We start from the raw sequence: 17952 nt of genomic DNA, 5'->3' as shown, positions 1-17952 counted from the left end.
GGCATCGGCGCGCGGAGCTGGTTTTGTGACCCCAGTGCACCGTGGCAGAAGGGTGCGGTGGAAAACACCAACAAGCGCATCCGCCGGTTCATGCCCAGCGATACCGATCTATCCGCTGTCAGCCAGGAACAACTCGTCGCTCTCGTCCATCATCTGAACGCGCTGCCACGCAAGTGCCTGGGTTACCGCACGCCCGCCGAGGTCTTCATGGCGCATTTGCGCGAAAACGCGTGATGCCCTACCCTTCACACGGCAATGTTGCGCTTGGATTAGATTCCCCAGCCTTGGGTGGTCCATCCAAGGCTTCGCCTGCGCACGTCAGAATTCTTCCCAGCTATCCGATGAAAGAGCAGCGTTCCCTTGGAATGAGGCGAACAGCTTGGCCGACAGCTGGCGCGCCGGCGATGGGGCAGGACGAGATGTCGGGGCAGCGACCTGCGGATGTGTGGTGCTGCGAGTTGCCGGTTGCGTCCCTATGTTGAATTGGGCGAGCAACTGGAAGAGTGCTTCGGCCTCGGAAGCAAGACTATGGGCCGCTGCTGTGGATTGCTCAACCATGGCGGCATTTTGTTGTGTGCTCTGGTCCATGGTGTTGACAGATGCATTGATCTCCTTAAGGCCGGTGGCCTGCTCCTTCGAGGCCTCCACAATTGCGCTTACGTTTCCATCGACCTGCTGAACCTGGACAACGATTTCCTGCAGGGCCGTGCCGGTCTCACCGACGAGAGACACGCCACTTTTTACGTGATCGTTTGATGTGTTGATCAGGTCCTTGATCTCTTTTGCAGCCTTGGCCGAGCGCTGTGCCAGCTCACGCACTTCCTGAGCCACAACGGCGAAGCCCTTGCCGGCGTCACCTGCGCGGGCCGCCTCGACGCCGGCGTTGAGCGCAAGAAGGTTCGTCTGGAAGGCGATCTCGTCGATGACGCCGATGATGTTGCCGATCTCGGTAGCCGAGGTCTCGATTTTACCCATGGCATCAACAGCATTCCGCACCACGCGGCCGGAATGCTCAGCGTTTTCCTTCGTCTGCCGAACAAGTTTTCCAGCTTCTTGTGCCCTGCTGCTGGAGTCAAAGACAGTTGTTGTAATTTGCTCCAATGCCGCTGCCGTTTCTTCGACGGATGCCGCCTGGTTCTCAGTGCGCTTGGCCAAGTCATCCGATGCGGAGCGCATTTCCTGTGCTCCCGATGCGATAGCCCTCGCGTTTTCAGCGACTTTCTGCATAGCGTTGCGCAGTGTCTCCACGGCCTGATTAAAGTCCGTGCGCAACTGGTCGAGAGAGGGGATAAAAGGCGTGGCGATGTGTCTGGTCAGGTCACCGTTTGCCAGCCCCTGAAGAGCATCCGCAAGTTGCCTGACGGCAGTATCGGTCTGCTCGGCCAGCTTGCTTCGTTCCGAGGCTTCCGATTCCAATCGCTTGCGCTCCTCCAGAGACCTCGTCGCTTCCTTGTCAGCATCCGCCTGCGTTTTGGCGGAGATCACATCTCGCAAAGTGGAAACCGCGCGTGCCAACATGCCGATTTCGTCTCGGCGCTTTTCCAGATCGCGATCGCCCTCCAAGTTGCCTTGAGCCATTGACTTCAGCGAGTTCTGGAGTTTACCCATCGGGGCAACGACGGAGCGTGCGGTAAATGCAGCTACAACAAGAGCAAGTAGGATTGCGATACCCAAGGCCGTCAAGGCCAACGAATTGAACCCGCTGGCTGTTCCGCGTACTTCGGTGCCAATCTCTTTGTTTAGGGCCTCCTGGTAATCGATGAATTTGTTGATCGCCCCCAGCCAGGATACGAATGCCGGACGCGCTTGCTCAAGCAGAATCGTGCTGGCTCTTTCGGAAGCTCCTTGCTCCTGGAGCGAGATGATTTCTGCGACGAGAGGGTTGGTCTTGGCCTGGATCACTGCGATCTCATCCAGAATCTCCCGCTCCTGGGGCGTGGCACCGTCAGGCGAAGAGACCATGGCCGCCATCTTCTGTTCGTTCTCCGCGTAGGCCGAAGCGAGCTTTGCAATAAGATCGACAGCAGTTTTCCTCTCTTCGGGAGACGAAACAATGGTCACATCCCGGATGGCGATAGCTCGATCATGGACACTCCCGCGATAGTTGATCGCATAACGTTGTTTTACGCTGTTTACGTCATTGATCACGCCAAGATTGTAGTTGATCTCTGAAACCTGCTGTGTGGAATAGAGCGTCAGCCCGATCATCAAAAAGAGGAGAACGCCGAATCCTGCAACGAGTCGCCCGGCGATTCCAAGTAGTTTAACCTTTGTCATCTGCGGAGTTTTCCTATGAAACGAGTGTACGAATGCTCGCCATTTGCGGAGAGTGCAGTTACCCCTAGAAATAAGACATTAAGGTTAAATTTCGCTCAATAGCTGCCTCTTATTTAGCAGGCATGAAAAAGCCGTCGCGAAACTTCCAACAGAAGCTGGAATTTTGCGCCTGAGTTTTGCAACGGGCATTTTGCGCCGCTACTCATGCGGCGATTTTGCCGACATCTATCCGGCTGTCCAAGTCAAGGTCAAATCGGCCGTAGGGATTGACGTGAGCGTAGATCAGCGGTGTGAGGCCGCGATAGTCTTGCGGTGCTAAACGACCGTGCCAGGCTGGTTCGGCAAGCACGGTTTGCAGCATGCGCGTGTTCACATAGACGAGCGAGGCCTGAAGGAGGTGTAGCGCCAGTGCCGAAACCTCCTGCTCATCATGCGGTTGCTCGCCATTTCGCCGCCCTTGCCGAAGAAGACGAAGCCGTTGGCGCTGTTCCAGTTTTCAACGACGTTGAGCCCTTCATGGGTTTCTAGGTCGGATGCATCACTTCCGCCCGTGCGAAGCGGCGCAGGATCGCTTCCGGATCGGCCGTACGCGTTTGCATGGCAGCGGCATATTTGACCATTTCGTCATATTGCTGCTCGATCTCCTACCAGTTGATCGGGTTGGAGAGGATTGGAAGCAGGTTCGGCAATCTTGTCCGGAAGCTCGCATCGGGTAACGCCAGCTTCTGCCGGGCAATCGCCTTCAGGCGTGGGGCAAGTTCAAAGCCGAGCAACCGGCAAAAGGCGAAACCGACCGCGCTCTGCCCGTGGCTGTCGACATATTGCCGTTGGATTTCCCAGATCGGTGCAATGCCGAAGAACGCCTTCGATCATCGATGCGACCTCCGATGACGAACACCGTTTGAGCTGGGAATAGACACAGGTGGCACGTTTTTCGACATGCCAGTAAATCAAAACGCCGCGCCCGCCATAGCGGGCGTGCCACTCGGTCATCAGGTTGCGATCCCAGGCACCGAACTTCGTGGAGTCCGATGCGCAGGCCGTTCCGGCGTCACCCAAGACCACTGCATTGCGAATTGCAAGCGTGGCATTGGCGACCCGAGCGCAGGCTTCCCGTAGAGCGCCCGCGTGGACGAAGCTGCGATGCACATGCAAAAGCTCCTCATAGCTGGCATCGGTGGTGGCACCAGCCACCCGCTTCAGCCCGGCATTGGTGCCGAGGCCATAGAGGCAAAGAAGCAGTGGCTGATCCAAAACAGCCTTGGACAGCGCGACGCGGTAGGCCGAGGTCTCGAACGCATCGAGAAGCCCGGTGTCGAGGGCTGCTTCCTTCAGGACATCGGGGAGGCCCGTCATCGGCGAGCGTTGGCCAATCTCCGATTTGATGGCCGTCAGCCCCTTCGGTTCCGGCGCTGGCTTGAACGGCGTGAGCGAAATCCGGTTTTCGCCGCGCCTGAGGATTCTCACCTTCTCGTTTCGCGGGATTGTTTCGTTCAGGAGCAGCAACTCGTGTTCCAATTCCTGACGAACCATTGCCACAAATTCGCGGGCGTCCTGCGTCAGGTTCAGCTTGGAGTAAATATGAGGAACGCCGAACCGCAAAATCCTTCGGCAGATCATCATCGGGATTGCGGTAACGGTTACGGTCACTGCGCGACCTCGATGCTGCAGCGCTGAAGCTGCGGGATGCGGCGATCGTCATCCTCGACCTGGAAACGCCGGATAACGCTGTCCGCACTGCCATCTTCGACTTGATCGACAGGCAGACGCTCGATGCTGCCGTCGAGCGTGTCGGCACCCTCGCGGAACCGCACGACGACACGTATTTTGCCGAACTCAGAAAGCACAATCGAAAGATCGCCTATACGGCGGGGCTGCTCGCTGGCCTCGATCTCGGCGCGGCCCCTGCCGGTCGCCTGTGTTTCGGCATGCAAATTTTTGGACGCCGATTGACACCCGCGTTCCGCAAGCAGGTCTTCGACATCGCGAAGGCTCAGCGGAAATCGGTAATAAAGCCACACCGCATGGGCAATGATCTCGGCTGGAAAACGGTGACGATGGTAACGGGCATGCGGCTCTTCGATCATGCTGCTCCAATATCACCTCGATCAGCAGAATCCGTTAAGGCGACGCCACCCCCGAGCCAGCTCTAACTTCACTGTTTTGCCTTGCAGTATCGCTATCTCAGCAACGCTTCGGCCTTCGGAAAGCCATTTCAACCAGGATCTTTCTAATGGCGGTAGCATCCTACCTCCTGCGGCTGAGAGCGTGTTACGGAGGCGGCACACTTCGCCTCAGAAAACTGGTGCCGCAGCGGAACGCCGCTCGCGGCACTAGATGTCAAAAATTGGTTAGCGGAAAACTCGACCATCGCCATCGAAGCGATGTATGTTCCCCTCGAGAGGAGCGAGGAATATCTTATCCCCGACTTTTACTCCCGGCGCGCCGGGCATACGGACGACGAGTGCGCCAGCTGTCTCGGATCGCGCATGAACATGCGACTCTGCTCCCAGGTTCTCGATCAGTTCGACTGTCGCCGGCCATTGTCCGCCATCCCCGACGATGCGGATATGCTCGGGCCGCACGCCGATGCTCTTTGCACCGAACGCGGTGGCAGCGGCACCTTCGATATGGTTCATTCGGGGCGCACCGATGAATTCGGCAACGAAGCGATTTTCGGGCCGCTCGTAGAGCACTTGCGGCGTTCCAACCTGTTCGATCTTCCCATGATTGAGTACGACGATCCGATCCGCCATCGTCATCGCTTCAACCTGGTCATGCGTGACATAGATCATCGTGACCCCGAGTTGCTGGTGCAGCTTCATGATCTCAAGGCGCATGCTTCCTCTTAGAGCTGCATCGAGATTGGAAAGCGGTTCATCGAAAAGGAAGGCGGTAGGATTTCGGACGATGGCGCGCCCGATTGCAACGCGCTGCCTTTGCCCCCCGGAAAGCTGGGCTGGCCGGCGTTCCAGATAGCGAGTGAGATCGAGGACACGAGCCGTCTCCTCGATGCGCCGATCAATCGAAGCCTTGCTCTCGCCCGCCATTTCCAACGGGAAAGCGATGTTTTGCTTGACTGTCATATGCGGATAGAGGGCATACGACTGGAACACCATAGCGAGACCTCGTTCACCACACGGTGTTGTCGTTACGTCCTTGCCTTCGATCGTGATGCGACCGCCGCTTACCTGCTCCAGGCCAGCGATAATCCTGAGCAGCGTCGACTTTCCGCTTCCGGAAGGCCCGACGAAGACGACAAACTCGCCTTTGCCGATTTCGAGGTCGAGGGGAGGAATGACAGCAACGTCGCCAAAGACCTTGCTCGTACCTTCAAGTTTGATGTGAGCCATTGTTACTCCAGTTCGGTTTGCAGCGGTCAGCCCTTGACGGCGCCCGCGGTCATGGATCCGGTAAGTTGTCTATAGATGAGGCTTCCAAGCACAGCGGGTGGCAATGCACCGAGGATCATCACCGCTGAGGCAACGCCCCACTGCACACCTCCGCCGCTTGCGGAGAAGAAGAACGACGCCCCGACTGTGATCGGTACGGCCTCTCGAGTCGTCAGCATCAGGCCGAACAGATACTCATTCCAGGCGGTGATGAACCCGAAGATCAGAGCCGTGACCAGAGCCGGTCGAATGACTGGCCGGACAATCCTTCGCAGAATGACGAATGCCCCTGCCCTGTCCATTCGGGCGGCCTCGTCGATCTCACGCGGGATATCTGTGATCGCGTTGACCATCATCATAAGGCTAAGCGGCAAGTTGACGATGGTGAGTATCAGCCCCAAACCAATTCGGGTGTCGAGAAGGCCTACGAATTGGAACATCATGTAAAGCGGGATCGCGAATACGACGAGCGGCAGAGCGCGCAGATTGGCGACCGCGGGCAGTAGATGTCTTCGGCCGACGCCCGTCCGGACGATCGCGTAGGCTGCTGGCAAAGTGAGCAGGAGAGCCAGAAAGGCGCCAGTAAACGCCGCAGCGGCACTGTTGAAGAGGTACGCGTAGATATTGAACCGGCTCGTGTCGGTTAGCACTTTGGCGTAGTTAGACAACGTCGGCGCCTGCAGAATGAGACCAGGATTCATAGCGATCTCTTTTCCCCCTTTGAAGGACGTGATGAGAGTCACGATGACCGGGAAGTTCATTGCGAAGGCTGCAATGACGAAGACAATCCAGCGCACGATTTTCAAGCTCCGGCCCTCCCCCGATTCACGTAGTATTTAAGCATGGCACCTCCGTAGAGGGCCAATAGGGATGCGAAGAAAAGCAGGGCCGAGGCGGCGACCGCCTGCCCGATTTGTCCGCCCTTGAAGAAGGATTGGTAAATGTAGATCGAAAGGGAAGTCGTCGATCCGCCCGCTCCAGCGCCAGTCAGCGTGAACACGTTGTCAAATACGCGAAAGCCATCGATGAAACGGATGCCGAGAGCGACGGCGATCGTGGGTTTCATCATAGGCAGCTCGATCCGCCACAGAATATGCCATGGACCCGCCTTGTCCATGGCGGCAGCTTCCCTGATCTCAGGGGAAATCGAGATATAGGCAACATGGAACAGCAGGAATGCAAAGGGCGTCCATTGCAAGACTTCCACGACCGTCAGGGTCCAGAAAGCATGATTAGCGTCCAGCAATGCCGGGCTGTTTCCAAACCAGAGGTTCAGATAGTACGGAACCGGGCCGGCAAACTCGTGCAAGACGAGGCGATACATCAGGCCGACCATCGACGGCGCTACCATCATCGGCAACATCAGGATCGCGATGGTCCAACCATGGCGGCTCGTCACTGGCGAGAGAAATATTGCAAGTGCCAGACCGAGCGCACACTCAAGGAGTGCCGTAAGAACTCCGAAGCGCAACGAAAACCAACAAGCAGACCAGAATTCGGGATCGGCAATGACCGTCTGGAAATTCCGGAGCCCCACAAGCTCGGGTGAACGCATCGTCTGAAACGTCACGTTCGAAAGTGCGTAGACAATATCGACAAGCGCCGGGAAGCTCAGAAATAGGAGCAGGAAAGCGACAAGGGGAACCAGAAGGAGCCGGCCTTCGCGCTGTTGAGGTGTTGATCGCATCAGAGCATATTCCTTGGAAAGGATGCCCAGGCGCGTCAGCGCCTGGGCCAGAACATCACTTGAGAAGGTCTGTCATGGCCTTCTTGGTGGCTGCCAAAGCATCATCGAGGCTTTTCTGGCCGGCCCAATAGGCGGTAAACTCCTTGGCCTGCGCTTCGTAAACTGAAAGCGCATTGGCGGAAGTGGCGCCGCGCATGACGTAGCCGTAGCTGCCAGCAAACTGACCGAGCTTGACTAGATCAGGTCGATCGGCGGCAATCTTCTGGACCACCTCAGGCGAGAGTCCCGGCGAACCGCCGGCCTTCGCGTAGGTGAGAGCGGCGTCTTCCGAAGCGAGCCACTTCAGGAACTTCACAGCACCTTCCTTGTGCTTGGAGTTCTTGTTAAGTCCAAGCCCGAGACCGTGGATGTGATCCTTCCGACCGTCGGGGCCGCTCGGCGGAGCGACAACCGCCGTGTCCGCTGCGACCGCAGGATCCTTTTCGGGGCTCATGAGCTCGCTTGCCGCGGCGTTCCACTGAAGTGCCGTGGCGACTTGGCCGGAGACCCAGGCAGCGTTCGTTTCGGGGTATTCGTAGCTCAGGGAATCCTTCGGTGTCGCACCGGCATCGTAGAGTTTTTTGTAGAGCTCGAGACCCTTACGATAAGCTGGAGAGTCGACCACGACAACTTGACCCGACTCGTCTGTCCAATTGCCGCCGTAGGCTCGCGGAAGCGACTGGAACACCATCATGTTGAACAGCAGATTTTTCATCTGCAAAACAGTGCCGTACTTCACCGGACTATCAGGATTGACGGACTTCGTGAAATACAGCGCCGTAGCTGCCCAATCTTCCCAAGACCACTTATCCGGATCCTTGGGTTCGAGAGACTTGCCAAGATACTTTTGGGCGATCTGCTCGTACGTTGCCTTGGCTGCATCGTCCGTCATCAATGCGTCGATGAGGTCCTTGCGGTAGTACATGAAATGGAGAGACAGGTCGGTTGGCACGCCATACTGCTTGCCGTCATACTGCATCGTTTCAAGAATCGTTTTGCCGAAGACCTTTTCAGCATCTGCGCCGAGATCGACCGGTTCCATGTAAGGTGCGTAACGTCCGATCGAATAGGTCGCGATCACGTTTATATCGAACGCGTCCGAACCGGCGGCCATGTCGGCTTGAAGTTTGTCATAGAAGCCATCTCGATTGAAGAAGAGGAGGCTGACTTTGTCGTCCGCAGCTGTGCCCGGCAGCGCGTTGTAAGCTTCCACAGCGGAACGCAGAGCGGTTTCTTCCGATCCGCCTGGCCAGCCCAGCACGTTAACTTCGGCAGAAGCGATGGTCGGCAGAGCCGCGCACGAGATCACGGCCGCCACGCTAGCGGCCAACAGGCTACGCAATTTTGTCATGTAGGTTCCCTTCCGGAGTCTGTTTCATTTTCTATCGGACAGTGCCAAATCTGCGATACCGATGATCCCTGCCTTTGGCCCCAGGGTCGCCGCCCACAACTCGGGTGTCGCAGACGGGGAGAGTGCCGAGATTTCCGCTCTCACCCTGTCCAGGAATCCCGTGGCGAGGCCGACGCCTCCGCCAATGACGATCCGTGCAGGATCGATCGCCAATTGAATGTCGCAGCAGAGACGCGCGAAGCGGCAGGCAACGGCTTCGATGATCGATACCGCCCACTCTTGTCCTCCATCTGCTGCAGAAAACACGTCCTTGGGCTCGCACTCGTGACCAAGACGCTTCGCCTCCGCCGCGATCCAGGGTCCGCAGATCCTGCTTTCAATCGGAAGATTTTCGATTGTCTGACCACGCATCTGGCCGAAGTGACCCGAGATGCCGCGAAGCAAACGCCCGTCGGAGACAATGCCACCGCCGAGACCGGTAGAGACGGTCATAAAGACGAGATCCGAGCGATCGTCCGTGGCCTTGAATTCGCCCCAGGCGGCAGCCTGGGCGTCATTGGCGACAACAACAGGAAATCCCAGCAAGTCGACAGCGCGAGCCTCAAGAGGAAACTCTCCTTGAATTCCGAGCGTGGCTTTGTTCATGGCTCGCCAATAGCCGTCGCGCACGGCTCCGGTGACCGCAATTCCGACTGCGTTGTATCGGCCCTTCCACGGCTCCGCCGCCTCGACGATAGATGCGAGCCAACCCTCGCAGGAATTGTTGCGATCGGTTGGGAAAACGACTGAGTCGATAACCTCACCAGCCTGAACAAGGGCTGCCATCGTCTTGGTGCCACCGAGATCTACAGCGAGAACCGTGGGGGCCGGTGCGTAGACCTCGGCGAGCGCGTCACGGAACCATGCGGTGACGTGTTCCGTACGGGTGATTGCGGAACCGACGACAACGCAGGAGGCGCCGGCCCTGGCCGCGGCCTGCGCCTGCTCGATCGTTCGTATGCGCCCTTCCGCAATAACGTCGGGTGTGAGCTCTCGGAGTGAAGTGACAAGATCGATATCGGGATCGACGGGCTCAGGGCCACCAGTGTAGCCAGACATTGTCGTGCCAACGAAATCGACGCCTGTCGCCAAAGCATGGCGGGCGTCCTCGACGCAGCTGCAATCGGCCATCGAGAGTTTGCCCGCATCTCGAACGGCTTTTGCAAGCGCTTCCACAGTCAACGGACGGACACGATCGGTAGCATCAAAGGCAATGATGTCGGCGCCTGCCTCAGCCAGTGCGGTGACGTCGTCGAGAAAAGGGGTAATACGCACGGGGCTGTCGTCGAGATCGCGTTTGATGAGGCCGATGATAGGAGCGTCTGTCGCGGCGCGGACTGCCGCAACGTAGCGCGCAGATTCAACGCGCACGCCGACTGCGCCTGCGGAGAGTGCCGCGAGCGCGAAGCCGACCACATAGGGGCTATCATCCATCGCGCCGCCGGGTACCGGCTGGCATGAGACGATCAAGGCGTTCTTCAGCGTCGTCTTCAGCGCGGAGACGCTCTTTTCATTGTCGTCGCGTTTCAAGCTTCCAACTCCCGTGTTTGTGCATAGTCAAGATTTGCCGCGGCTGCCCGATCGAGGACGATCGTGATATCGGCATGCCGAATAAGAGCGGATCCAGGAACATCTTCCGAGGGCGGTCCTTTGACGCTCGCCGCAACCGCGTCAGCTTTGCCTTGGCCCGTCGCCAGCACGACGATCTTTCGGCATTCCAGGATCGTCCCGATCCCCATCGTGATTGCGTGTGAAGGCTGGACGGCTCCTGCGGGGAAGTAGGCTGCGTTTGCGTCCAACGTCGATTGGGTGAGGGCAACGCGCCGGGTGCGCGAGTTATGCGGTGAACCTGGCTCGTTGAAGCCAATATGGGCGTTTCGCCCGAGCCCCAACAACATAAGATCGATGCCGCCGTAAGCGGCGATCAAACTCTCGTAGCGAGCCGCTTCAGTCTCTGCATCAAGCGCCGATCCCCTCGGAACATGGGTGCGGCTGATATCGATGTTGACGTGCCCGAAGAGGTTTTCGAGCATGTAGGCAGCATATGACTCCGGATCGTTCGACGACAATCCAATGTATTCGTCAAGGTTGAACGTCGTCAAAAACTTGTAGGAGCCCTGGCCATTTCGATACGCTTCTCGAAGACGCGCATAGACGCCGAGTGGGGTCCCGCCGGTTGGAAGGCCCAGCACACTGTCCTGCTTTTTGCCGATCTGTTGCAAAAGCATATCCGCAACGGCTGCAGAGGCATCCGCAGCCGAGTCCTTTACGATGATTTTCATGTTCGTTCCGTCTAGTTCAGGCGTTTTCCGCTCGTCGCATCGAAGAGCGAAACCTTGTCAGTGGCAATTTGCACTTTTACTGTCTGTCCGGCTTTCGTGCTGCCGGTCTCAAGGCGAGCGGTAGCCTTTTGGCCGTTGACCGAAAGCGTGACGTTGTCTTCTGGTCCGGTTGACTCGACGAGATCGACGAGTGCCTCGTGGCCCTCCTGGTCATTCGAAACCAATTTGATGTGCTCCGGCCTCACGCCGAGAATGACTTCCTTCGTTGCATCCACAGCGATATCCGGAAACGGCAGCGCGAGCGTCCAGTCTTTTCCATCGGTAAAGCGGAGACCATCACCCTGTTTGATCAGACGGCCCTGGATGAACTGCATTGCTGGAGAACCTACGAACCGGGCGACAAAAGTATTTGCCGGCTTGTGGTAGATTTCATACGGCGTCCCGATTTGCTGGATGTCACCCTTGTTCATGACGACAATACGCGTCGCGAGCGTCATCGCTTCGATCTGGTCGTGGGTCACGTAAACCATCGTCTTCCCGATGCGCTCGTGCAGACGCTTGATCTCGGCACGCGTTTCGACGCGCAACGTCGCATCAAGGTTCGACAACGGCTCATCGAAAAGGAAAACTTTCGGATCGCGAACGAGCGCACGGCCAATCGCGACGCGTTGCCGCTGGCCGCCAGAGAGCTCCCGCGGCTTGCGCTCAAGCAACGGTTCGATCTGCAGCAGGCGCGCGACTTCGGCAACCTTGCTGACGATCTCTTCGCGGCTCAGCTTGCGCATTCGCAGAGGGAACGCGATGTTCTGCGCGACGGTCATATTGGGATAAAGCGCGTAAGACTGAAACACCATCGCGACATCGCGTTCGCGTGTAGGAACGTCGGTGACCGTGCGCCCCTGGATAACGATGTCGCCGGAGTCGATCGGATGAAGGCCGGCGATCGCATGAAGCAACGTGGATTTGCCACAGCCGGAGGGACCAAGAAGAACGATGAACTCGCCTTCCGTTACTTCGACATCGATGCCCTTGAGAACCGATATCGGTCCGTAGGACTTTGTGATTTTTCGTAGGGACAGTGACTGATTATTGGCCATGGTCTTGCCGATCATCCTTTGATACTTCCGAGGGACATGCCGCGAACGACCTGTCCTTGAACCAGCATGCCAAGCACGAGCATCGGCAGCATCACGAGTGTCGCAGCTGCGGTCAGCGGTCCCCATTGCACGCCCTGAAATGTCAGGAACGATGTGATGCTGACGGGTAGGGTTTGGGTATCTCGTCCCGTGAGGACGAGGGCGATGAAGAATTCATTCCAGGTGAACAGCACACACAGGATTAGGGTTGCGACGATGCCGCCCTTTGCGACCGGGAGGAATACTTCCCGGAAGATGGTGAGCTCCCGTGCGCCGTCGACTTTTGCGGCATCTCGCAATTCTCTCGGGATATCTTCGAAGAACGTTATGAGAAGCGAAATTGCAAAGGGCACGTTGACAAAGGCGTAAACCGCAATGATGACCCAATGGTTATTGAGCAGTTTCAACTGCGCGGCCAGAAAGTAGGTCGGAATGATGAAGATCAACGGCGGTGCGATACGCAGGCTCAGTACAAACTTTTCATTCTTACGGCGAACAGGCTCTTCCTGCGCGACTAGGCCGTATGCCACCAGAGCGCCGATCGCGACAGAGATGAAGCTTGCCGTGAATGAGATCAGAACGCTGTTAAGGAAGGCGCGGATGAATGGGCCATTGTTCAGAATCCGTTGATAGTTTTCCCAGGTCGGATCGAAGAGCCAGACCGGCGGGATTGCAAAGGCGTCCTTGGCGGATTTCATCGACGTGACGACCACCCAATAGAGTGGGAACAGAACGACGATTAGAAGAACAACGACAGCAAGATAGAAGAAAAGCTTGCGCATCAGACGGCTCCCCTCGCCCGTGCCTTGAAGGCCAGGTTATACAGCAGAAGCAAAGCGACATTGGTGAAAATGGTCAGCACCATTGCAATGGTGAGCGCATAGGAAATGTCGAAATTGGTGAAAGCCGAGATGTAGCCGTAGAGATTGAGCGTTTCTGTCGAAAGCGCCGGCCCACCGCGGGTCATGATATAGAAAATGTCGAAAGTCTTGACGCTGTCGATTGCACGGATCAGAGCGACGACCATCAAAGCCCGCTTGAGCGCCGGAAGTGTTATGTGCCAAAGGACCTGCCACTCCCGAGCCCCATCGACGCGGGCGGCATTTTGAGGATCTCCCGGCAAGGATTCCAGCGAGGCCATGGTCAAGAGAACCACGAACGGGGTCCATTGCCAGACGTCTGCGATCATCACCGAGAAGATTGCGACAGAAGGGTTGCCAAGCCAGTCGACGGGCCCAAGATTGATCAACGACAGAAGGTAGTTCGCCATCCCGCTGGAGGGGTCGAACATAAATCGCCATGTCAGGCCAACGACGATTGGTGTCATGACGATCGGGGCCAACATGATCGCACGGGCGATCTTCTTGCCATGAAACTCCCGATCGAGCAGCAGGGCGATTGCGAGGCCGAGGACGAGCTCGACCATCGTAGCCAGCGTCGTGAACAAGACCGTCCGCCACAGAGCATTGAGCCCCCGTGTGTCGAGCAGAAGGCGAAGGTAGTTTTCAAGGCCGATAAACTGCTCCGCACCTGGGCGGAGCAGGCTGATATTATGCAAAGTAAGCCAGAGGACGTAGATCATGATCACGACGGAGACTGCGCCAAAGAAGGCAATCACTGGCTGGTAGAATAATTTGGTTGCGTCTCTGGACATGACGATCCCCCGTTGGCCACCACGCCCGGGTATCGGACGTGGCGGGATGGTTTTCATTTAGCGCGCGAGGGCCGGGTCGTTCGCCTTGTTGGCTTCAGCAAGAGCATCCTTGGCGGATTCCGTGCCTGCGAGTGCCTTCGAGACAGCGATACCGGCGTTGTTGATGATCTCGTTTGCAGCCTGAACCGTCGGCAGGTACTGCGGATTGCCCTTGGCGATCGAGCCCAGCATTGCATCCTTGAACGCACCGTAGCGTTTGTTGAATTCGGGGGAATTCAGCGCTGCCTGCGAGGTCACACCCGAGTTCGGGGCAATGCCGAAGGATTTGATCTGCTGCTCCTTGGCGGTCGCCCAGGACGCGAACAGGAACGCTGCTTCCTTTTGCTTGGACGCAGACGTCACGTAAAGGCTGTGGACCGCCAGGGACGACGATCCGCCCTTCAGCTTGTCGCTTTGCGCCGGAACCGGAACATATCCGACCTTTCCAACGACCGACGAAACCGACGGATCTTCGTTGAACGCGCCGTTGACGGTCGCGTCCATTGTCATGCCGGCCTTGCCCTGCTGGAAAAGGACGCGGTTTTCTTCCCAGCCGAAGTTTGCGACGCCGACCGGGCCGTAGTTCTTGAGAACGTTCGCGAAAGCATCCAGCGACTTCGAGGCCTCATCAGAGCCAAGAGCCGACTTGCCGTCGCTACCGATGAATTCGCCGCCGTAGCCCCAGAGCCAGCCCGCCCAAACGTAGACGTTCTGGATCCCTTGCGCACCACGCATGGTGATGCCGACGATCTTGCCGTCCGACTTTTCCTTGAGCGTCTTGGCAGCGGCGGTGACGTCGTCGAACGTCTTTGGCGGTTGAATGCCGTACTGCTCGAAGAGATCCTTCCGGTACATCAGGAAGGTGCTTTCGCCGTAGACCGGAAGGCCGTAGAGCTTGCCGTCGACGACGTTAGTGTTGAGGTAGCCGGGGACGAAGTCGGCCTTATCCAGATACTTAGGAAGCTTCTTCGCAAAATCCTCGAGAGGGTCGATGTACCCCGCTTTTACGAAGCCCGGAATATAGATGATGTTGTTCTGGACCAGATCGTAACGACCCGAGCCCGACGAGAATTCGAGAAGCATCTTTGCGGTGATATCGGACTCCGGCACGACTTCAAGATTGACCTCGATGCCCGTTTCCTTGGTGAATTCAGGCAGGAGCGCCTGGATGCCGTCGGTCGTTGGATGACCTTCCATCAGGACGGCGAGCTGCGTTCCTGAGTATGGTTTGTCATCCTGCGCAAACGCCTGCATCGCCGCCGCGGCCGTAAGAGCCATTGTGAGTACAAGCAGTTGTCTTCTTTTCATGTCATTCCCCTTATTATTTTCACTGGAGTGTCGAAGGCAAAATCGGGCTGCTTTAGAGCTTCACCACCTCCCCGCTCTCCGCCGAGCGAATGAGGGCGCGGGTCAATTCCAGCGACCGGATTGCTTCTTCGCCGCTTGCCACCTGTGAGGGTCCGCCATCGAGCCATTCCAGAACACTGCCCAGCTGTAGCTTCAGATCACCACCGACGCGGCCTTCGATGATTGGCCAATGCTGGGTGTCGATCTCACGTGAGGTCTGATTGTCTGCAAAATAAAGTCCGCTGTCGCCGCACTGAACCTCGAAGGAACCTTCCGTACCGATCAGCTCCATTCGAGCGTCAATCATGTGACGGGCGCCGGCAGGCAGCGACCAAGCGCTCTCGAAGTTGACAACAGTTCCGCCTGAGAAGCGCACGATGCCGGCGATCGTGTCCTGCGTCCCAATTGAGCCAAGCAGGATGTCGGTCTGCTGGGCATAGACGCTGACCGGCGTTTGCCCTTCGAGCATCCAAAGCACCATATCGACGTCATGCACCGTCACATGGAGCGCAAGCGGCAGCGTTCCTGCGTAGCGCTTCGGGCCTTCTGTGCGGGCGCTATTGCGCCGAGCGTAAATATGGATTGGGGCCCCGATCTGACCCGACGTGATCAATTCGCGCGCCTTGTAATAACGCGGGTCGAAACGCAGCAGATAGCCAATGCCGAGCTTAACATTTGCTACCTTGCAGGCATCGACGATCTTCTGCGCATCCTCGATTGTCGAAGCGATCGGCTTTTCGACAAACAGGTTGATGCCTTTCGCCGCAATAGCAAGCGCGGGCTCCAGATGTAGGTGGTCGGGCGTGCAGATGCTGACGAGATCGAGTTCTTCAGCGGCAAGAAGTTCCTCGTGGGAAGCATAGGCCTTGACGTTGCTTCCAAGTTCTTTAGCAACTGCCTTAGCGCGGTCGATGTTCTGGTCGACGACGGCAATCAGCTCGGCGCGGGGCTCGTTCGCGAAGATTTGTGCATGCATGGAACCCATGAACCCGGCGCCAATCACTGCAATGCGGAATTTCCTTCTCATTTCATTTCTCCATTGTATTCGGGTCGAGCCGCAATGCGGCTACGGCGTCTGCATATCGGCGTGTAATCACATCGGGTCGGGTGATGGCGGAACCCACGACGACGAAGGTTGCGCCATATTCGAGCGCAAGGCGCGCCTGGGCAGGCTCCCAGATGCGACCTTCGGCAACAAAAGGAATCCTTGCCGCCGCCAGGGCGCGCATCAATCCAAAATCGGGCGCCTCTATCTGAGGGGAATATGGCGTGTATCCGGAGAGCGTCGTTCCCACGAAGTCAGCACCTGAGGCCATTGCCTCTCTTGCCTCTTCGAGCGTGCTGATGTCAGCCATCGCTGCCCTGCCGGCGCGATGGATCTGCGAAGCGATATCAGCCACGCTAATCGGGCGCTGACGCAGCGTCGCGTCGAACGCTACGATATCTGCCCCGGACTGACAGAGCTGGAGTGCGTCATCAAGTGTCGGCGTGATGTAAACGTCGCTGCTGGCCTGAACTATTTTCGTTATACCAATCACGGGTACGGTCACCGCGTTCCGGACAGCCGCCACATTCCGAACACCTTCGATGCGCACCGCCTTTGCGCCGCCCATCACCGCTGCGCGAGCTAGCGCGACGATCATCCCAGTTGGATGCAGCGGGCTTTCATCGGCCGCCTGACAAGAGACAGCAAGCTCCCCGCGCAGATCTGTCAAGATTTGCGTCACTGTTCGTTCCCACTTTTATTGTTGAGTTAAGCTATGAGTAATGACGCTATCCGTCAAGATGCTTATTTTGATGAAAATTTCCGCCAAAATTAACGGCGGTTAAGTTTTGACGGATAGCACCGCTTTTATACTCGGTGTTTAGATGCTACGATCAGTAACGCTTTGCGCAGTTTCTCTAATGATATCAAGGCGTTCTGGTGCAGCCTTTGTAATGTAAGACGCAATTGCGTCAACGATCAGCAATTCGCTGATCTTGGAGGGATAGGCCCCCCCTGTGAGAGGCGTTTCGGGCCAAGATGCGAGAAGAATGAAGTCGCAAACTGCTGCGAGTGGGCTTTTAATGCGGCTGGTGATGCCCACGACCCGAGCTCCGCGTGCATGCGCGAGCTGCGCGATCTTAACGGTATCGAGTGTTGATCCCGAATTCGAGACGAGGAAGAAGACATCTTTCGAACTTGATGTCGCCGCCACCATCGTCGCCAGGTGAGCGTCGCGAGGAATATGTGACTGAAGTCCAAGGCGGGCGAGCTTGTATTCAAGATACTGGGCGGTGACGGCAGACGCCGCGACACCGAAGATCTCGATGTGACTGGCCTTCAGCAATTCATTGGCGACCGTCTCGATGGTTCGCCGATCTAGCAGCCTTTCCGTCTCGTTGAGAGCGGTCCGAGCGGTCTCGATCAGGTCGTTGACAGTATCGCCCTGACCGCTTGCCGCATTCGGCTGTTCTTGAGTGGCCAGTTCCTGAGCCAGCGCCAGCTTGAAATTCTGGAATCCCGCGAAACCGAGATCTCGGCAGAAACGCATCACGCTAGCTTCTGATGACCGCGCATCCTCGGCGAGTTCGGTGATGCTTTTATAGAGAACTGAGCTTGGATCCTCGAGGGCGAAGTTCGCGACACGCTGTAGCGCTCGCGTCATATTTGGAGCACGAGACCGGATACTGGCAATGAGCGCCATGTGGTGAACTGGATCCAATTGC

General features: G+C 57.3%; 17 protein-coding genes and 2 pseudogenes. 1 reads left to right on the top strand and 18 read right to left on the bottom strand.

Annotated features, from left to right (window positions below):
• Positions 1-234: IS30 family transposase (locus BLU15_RS36075; protein ID WP_143034336.1), on the top strand; the 234-nt coding region annotated here is incomplete at its 5' end.
• Between the two features lie 84 nt (positions 235-318).
• On the opposite strand, the gene BLU15_RS36070 is transcribed toward BLU15_RS36075, so the two are convergent.
• The 18 genes and pseudogenes from BLU15_RS36070 to BLU15_RS35995 form a co-directional block, all read right to left on the bottom strand.
• Entirely contained in the window at positions 319-2277 is a 1959-nt protein-coding gene (locus BLU15_RS36070; RefSeq protein WP_090302015.1) for a HAMP domain-containing methyl-accepting chemotaxis protein, read from the bottom strand.
• A 202-nt stretch (positions 2278-2479) separates the two neighbouring features.
• A complete protein-coding gene (locus tag BLU15_RS40750; RefSeq protein WP_371590408.1) occupies positions 2480-2770 on the bottom strand; it encodes a Tn3 family transposase in 291 nt (96 codons plus the stop codon).
• Between the two features lie 31 nt (positions 2771-2801).
• A pseudogene (locus tag BLU15_RS40745) lies at positions 2802-3110 on the bottom strand (Tn3 family transposase).
• Complete coding sequence (locus tag BLU15_RS40740; RefSeq protein WP_256386723.1) at positions 3037-3927, bottom strand: transposase; 891 nt, start codon at positions 3925-3927, stop codon at positions 3037-3039. Before BLU15_RS40740 ends, BLU15_RS40745 begins: the two are co-directional and overlap by 74 nt.
• 305 nt (positions 3928-4232) lie before the next feature.
• Positions 4233-4364, bottom strand: a pseudogene (locus BLU15_RS36060) (IS6 family transposase); the annotation flags it as partial.
• Positions 4365-4628: 264 nt separating this feature from the next.
• Positions 4629-5630: an ABC transporter ATP-binding protein gene (locus tag BLU15_RS36055; RefSeq protein WP_090302013.1), complete on the bottom strand. Its 1002-nt coding sequence runs from the start codon at positions 5628-5630 to the stop codon at positions 4629-4631.
• Between the two features lie 26 nt (positions 5631-5656).
• Positions 5657-6430 (bottom strand): carbohydrate ABC transporter permease, encoded by a 774-nt coding sequence (locus tag BLU15_RS36050; protein ID WP_090302021.1) that lies wholly within the window; start codon positions 6428-6430, stop codon positions 5657-5659.
• 41 nt (positions 6431-6471) lie between these two features.
• Positions 6472-7356, bottom strand: coding sequence for a carbohydrate ABC transporter permease (locus BLU15_RS36045; protein ID WP_090302011.1), 885 nt, complete (start codon positions 7354-7356; stop codon positions 6472-6474).
• A gap of 55 nt (positions 7357-7411) precedes the next feature.
• Complete coding sequence (locus BLU15_RS36040; RefSeq protein ID WP_090302009.1) at positions 7412-8746, bottom strand: extracellular solute-binding protein; 1335 nt, start codon at positions 8744-8746, stop codon at positions 7412-7414.
• 24 nt (positions 8747-8770) lie between these two features.
• Positions 8771-10315, bottom strand: a complete 1545-nt coding sequence (locus BLU15_RS36035) for a putative N-acetylmannosamine-6-phosphate 2-epimerase (protein ID WP_371590401.1) — start codon at positions 10313-10315, stop codon at positions 8771-8773.
• Positions 10312-11067, bottom strand: coding sequence for a glucosamine-6-phosphate deaminase (gene nagB, locus BLU15_RS36030; protein WP_090302007.1), 756 nt, complete (start codon positions 11065-11067; stop codon positions 10312-10314). Before nagB ends, BLU15_RS36035 begins: the two co-directional genes overlap by 4 nt.
• Positions 11068-11078: 11 nt before the next feature.
• Positions 11079-12179, bottom strand: coding sequence for an ABC transporter ATP-binding protein (locus tag BLU15_RS36025; protein WP_090302005.1), 1101 nt, complete (start codon positions 12177-12179; stop codon positions 11079-11081).
• Positions 12176-12985, bottom strand: coding sequence for a carbohydrate ABC transporter permease (locus tag BLU15_RS36020; protein ID WP_090302003.1), 810 nt, complete (start codon positions 12983-12985; stop codon positions 12176-12178). Before BLU15_RS36020 ends, BLU15_RS36025 begins: the two co-directional genes overlap by 4 nt.
• Positions 12985-13857, bottom strand: coding sequence for a carbohydrate ABC transporter permease (locus BLU15_RS36015; protein ID WP_090302001.1), 873 nt, complete (start codon positions 13855-13857; stop codon positions 12985-12987). Before BLU15_RS36015 ends, BLU15_RS36020 begins: the two co-directional genes overlap by 1 nt.
• Positions 13858-13914: 57 nt before the next feature.
• A complete protein-coding gene (locus BLU15_RS36010; protein ID WP_090301999.1) occupies positions 13915-15204 on the bottom strand; it encodes an ABC transporter substrate-binding protein in 1290 nt (429 codons plus the stop codon).
• Between the two features lie 52 nt (positions 15205-15256).
• Positions 15257-16270, bottom strand: coding sequence for a Gfo/Idh/MocA family protein (locus BLU15_RS36005; RefSeq protein ID WP_090301997.1), 1014 nt, complete (start codon positions 16268-16270; stop codon positions 15257-15259).
• Between the two features lies 1 nt (position 16271).
• Positions 16272-16970: an N-acetylmannosamine-6-phosphate 2-epimerase gene (locus tag BLU15_RS36000; protein ID WP_176960469.1), complete on the bottom strand. Its 699-nt coding sequence runs from the start codon at positions 16968-16970 to the stop codon at positions 16272-16274.
• Between the two features lie 138 nt (positions 16971-17108).
• A complete protein-coding gene (locus tag BLU15_RS35995; RefSeq protein ID WP_256386722.1) occupies positions 17109-17948 on the bottom strand; it encodes a MurR/RpiR family transcriptional regulator in 840 nt (279 codons plus the stop codon).
• Between the last annotated feature and the right edge of the window lie 4 nt (positions 17949-17952).

It is taken from the genome of Ensifer sp. YR511 (genome assembly GCF_900103045.1).
Classification (GTDB): domain Bacteria; phylum Pseudomonadota; class Alphaproteobacteria; order Rhizobiales; family Rhizobiaceae; genus Ensifer; species Ensifer adhaerens.
Note: the sequence above shows the minus strand (reverse complement) of the source record. Positions and strands in the feature narration are given on the sequence as shown.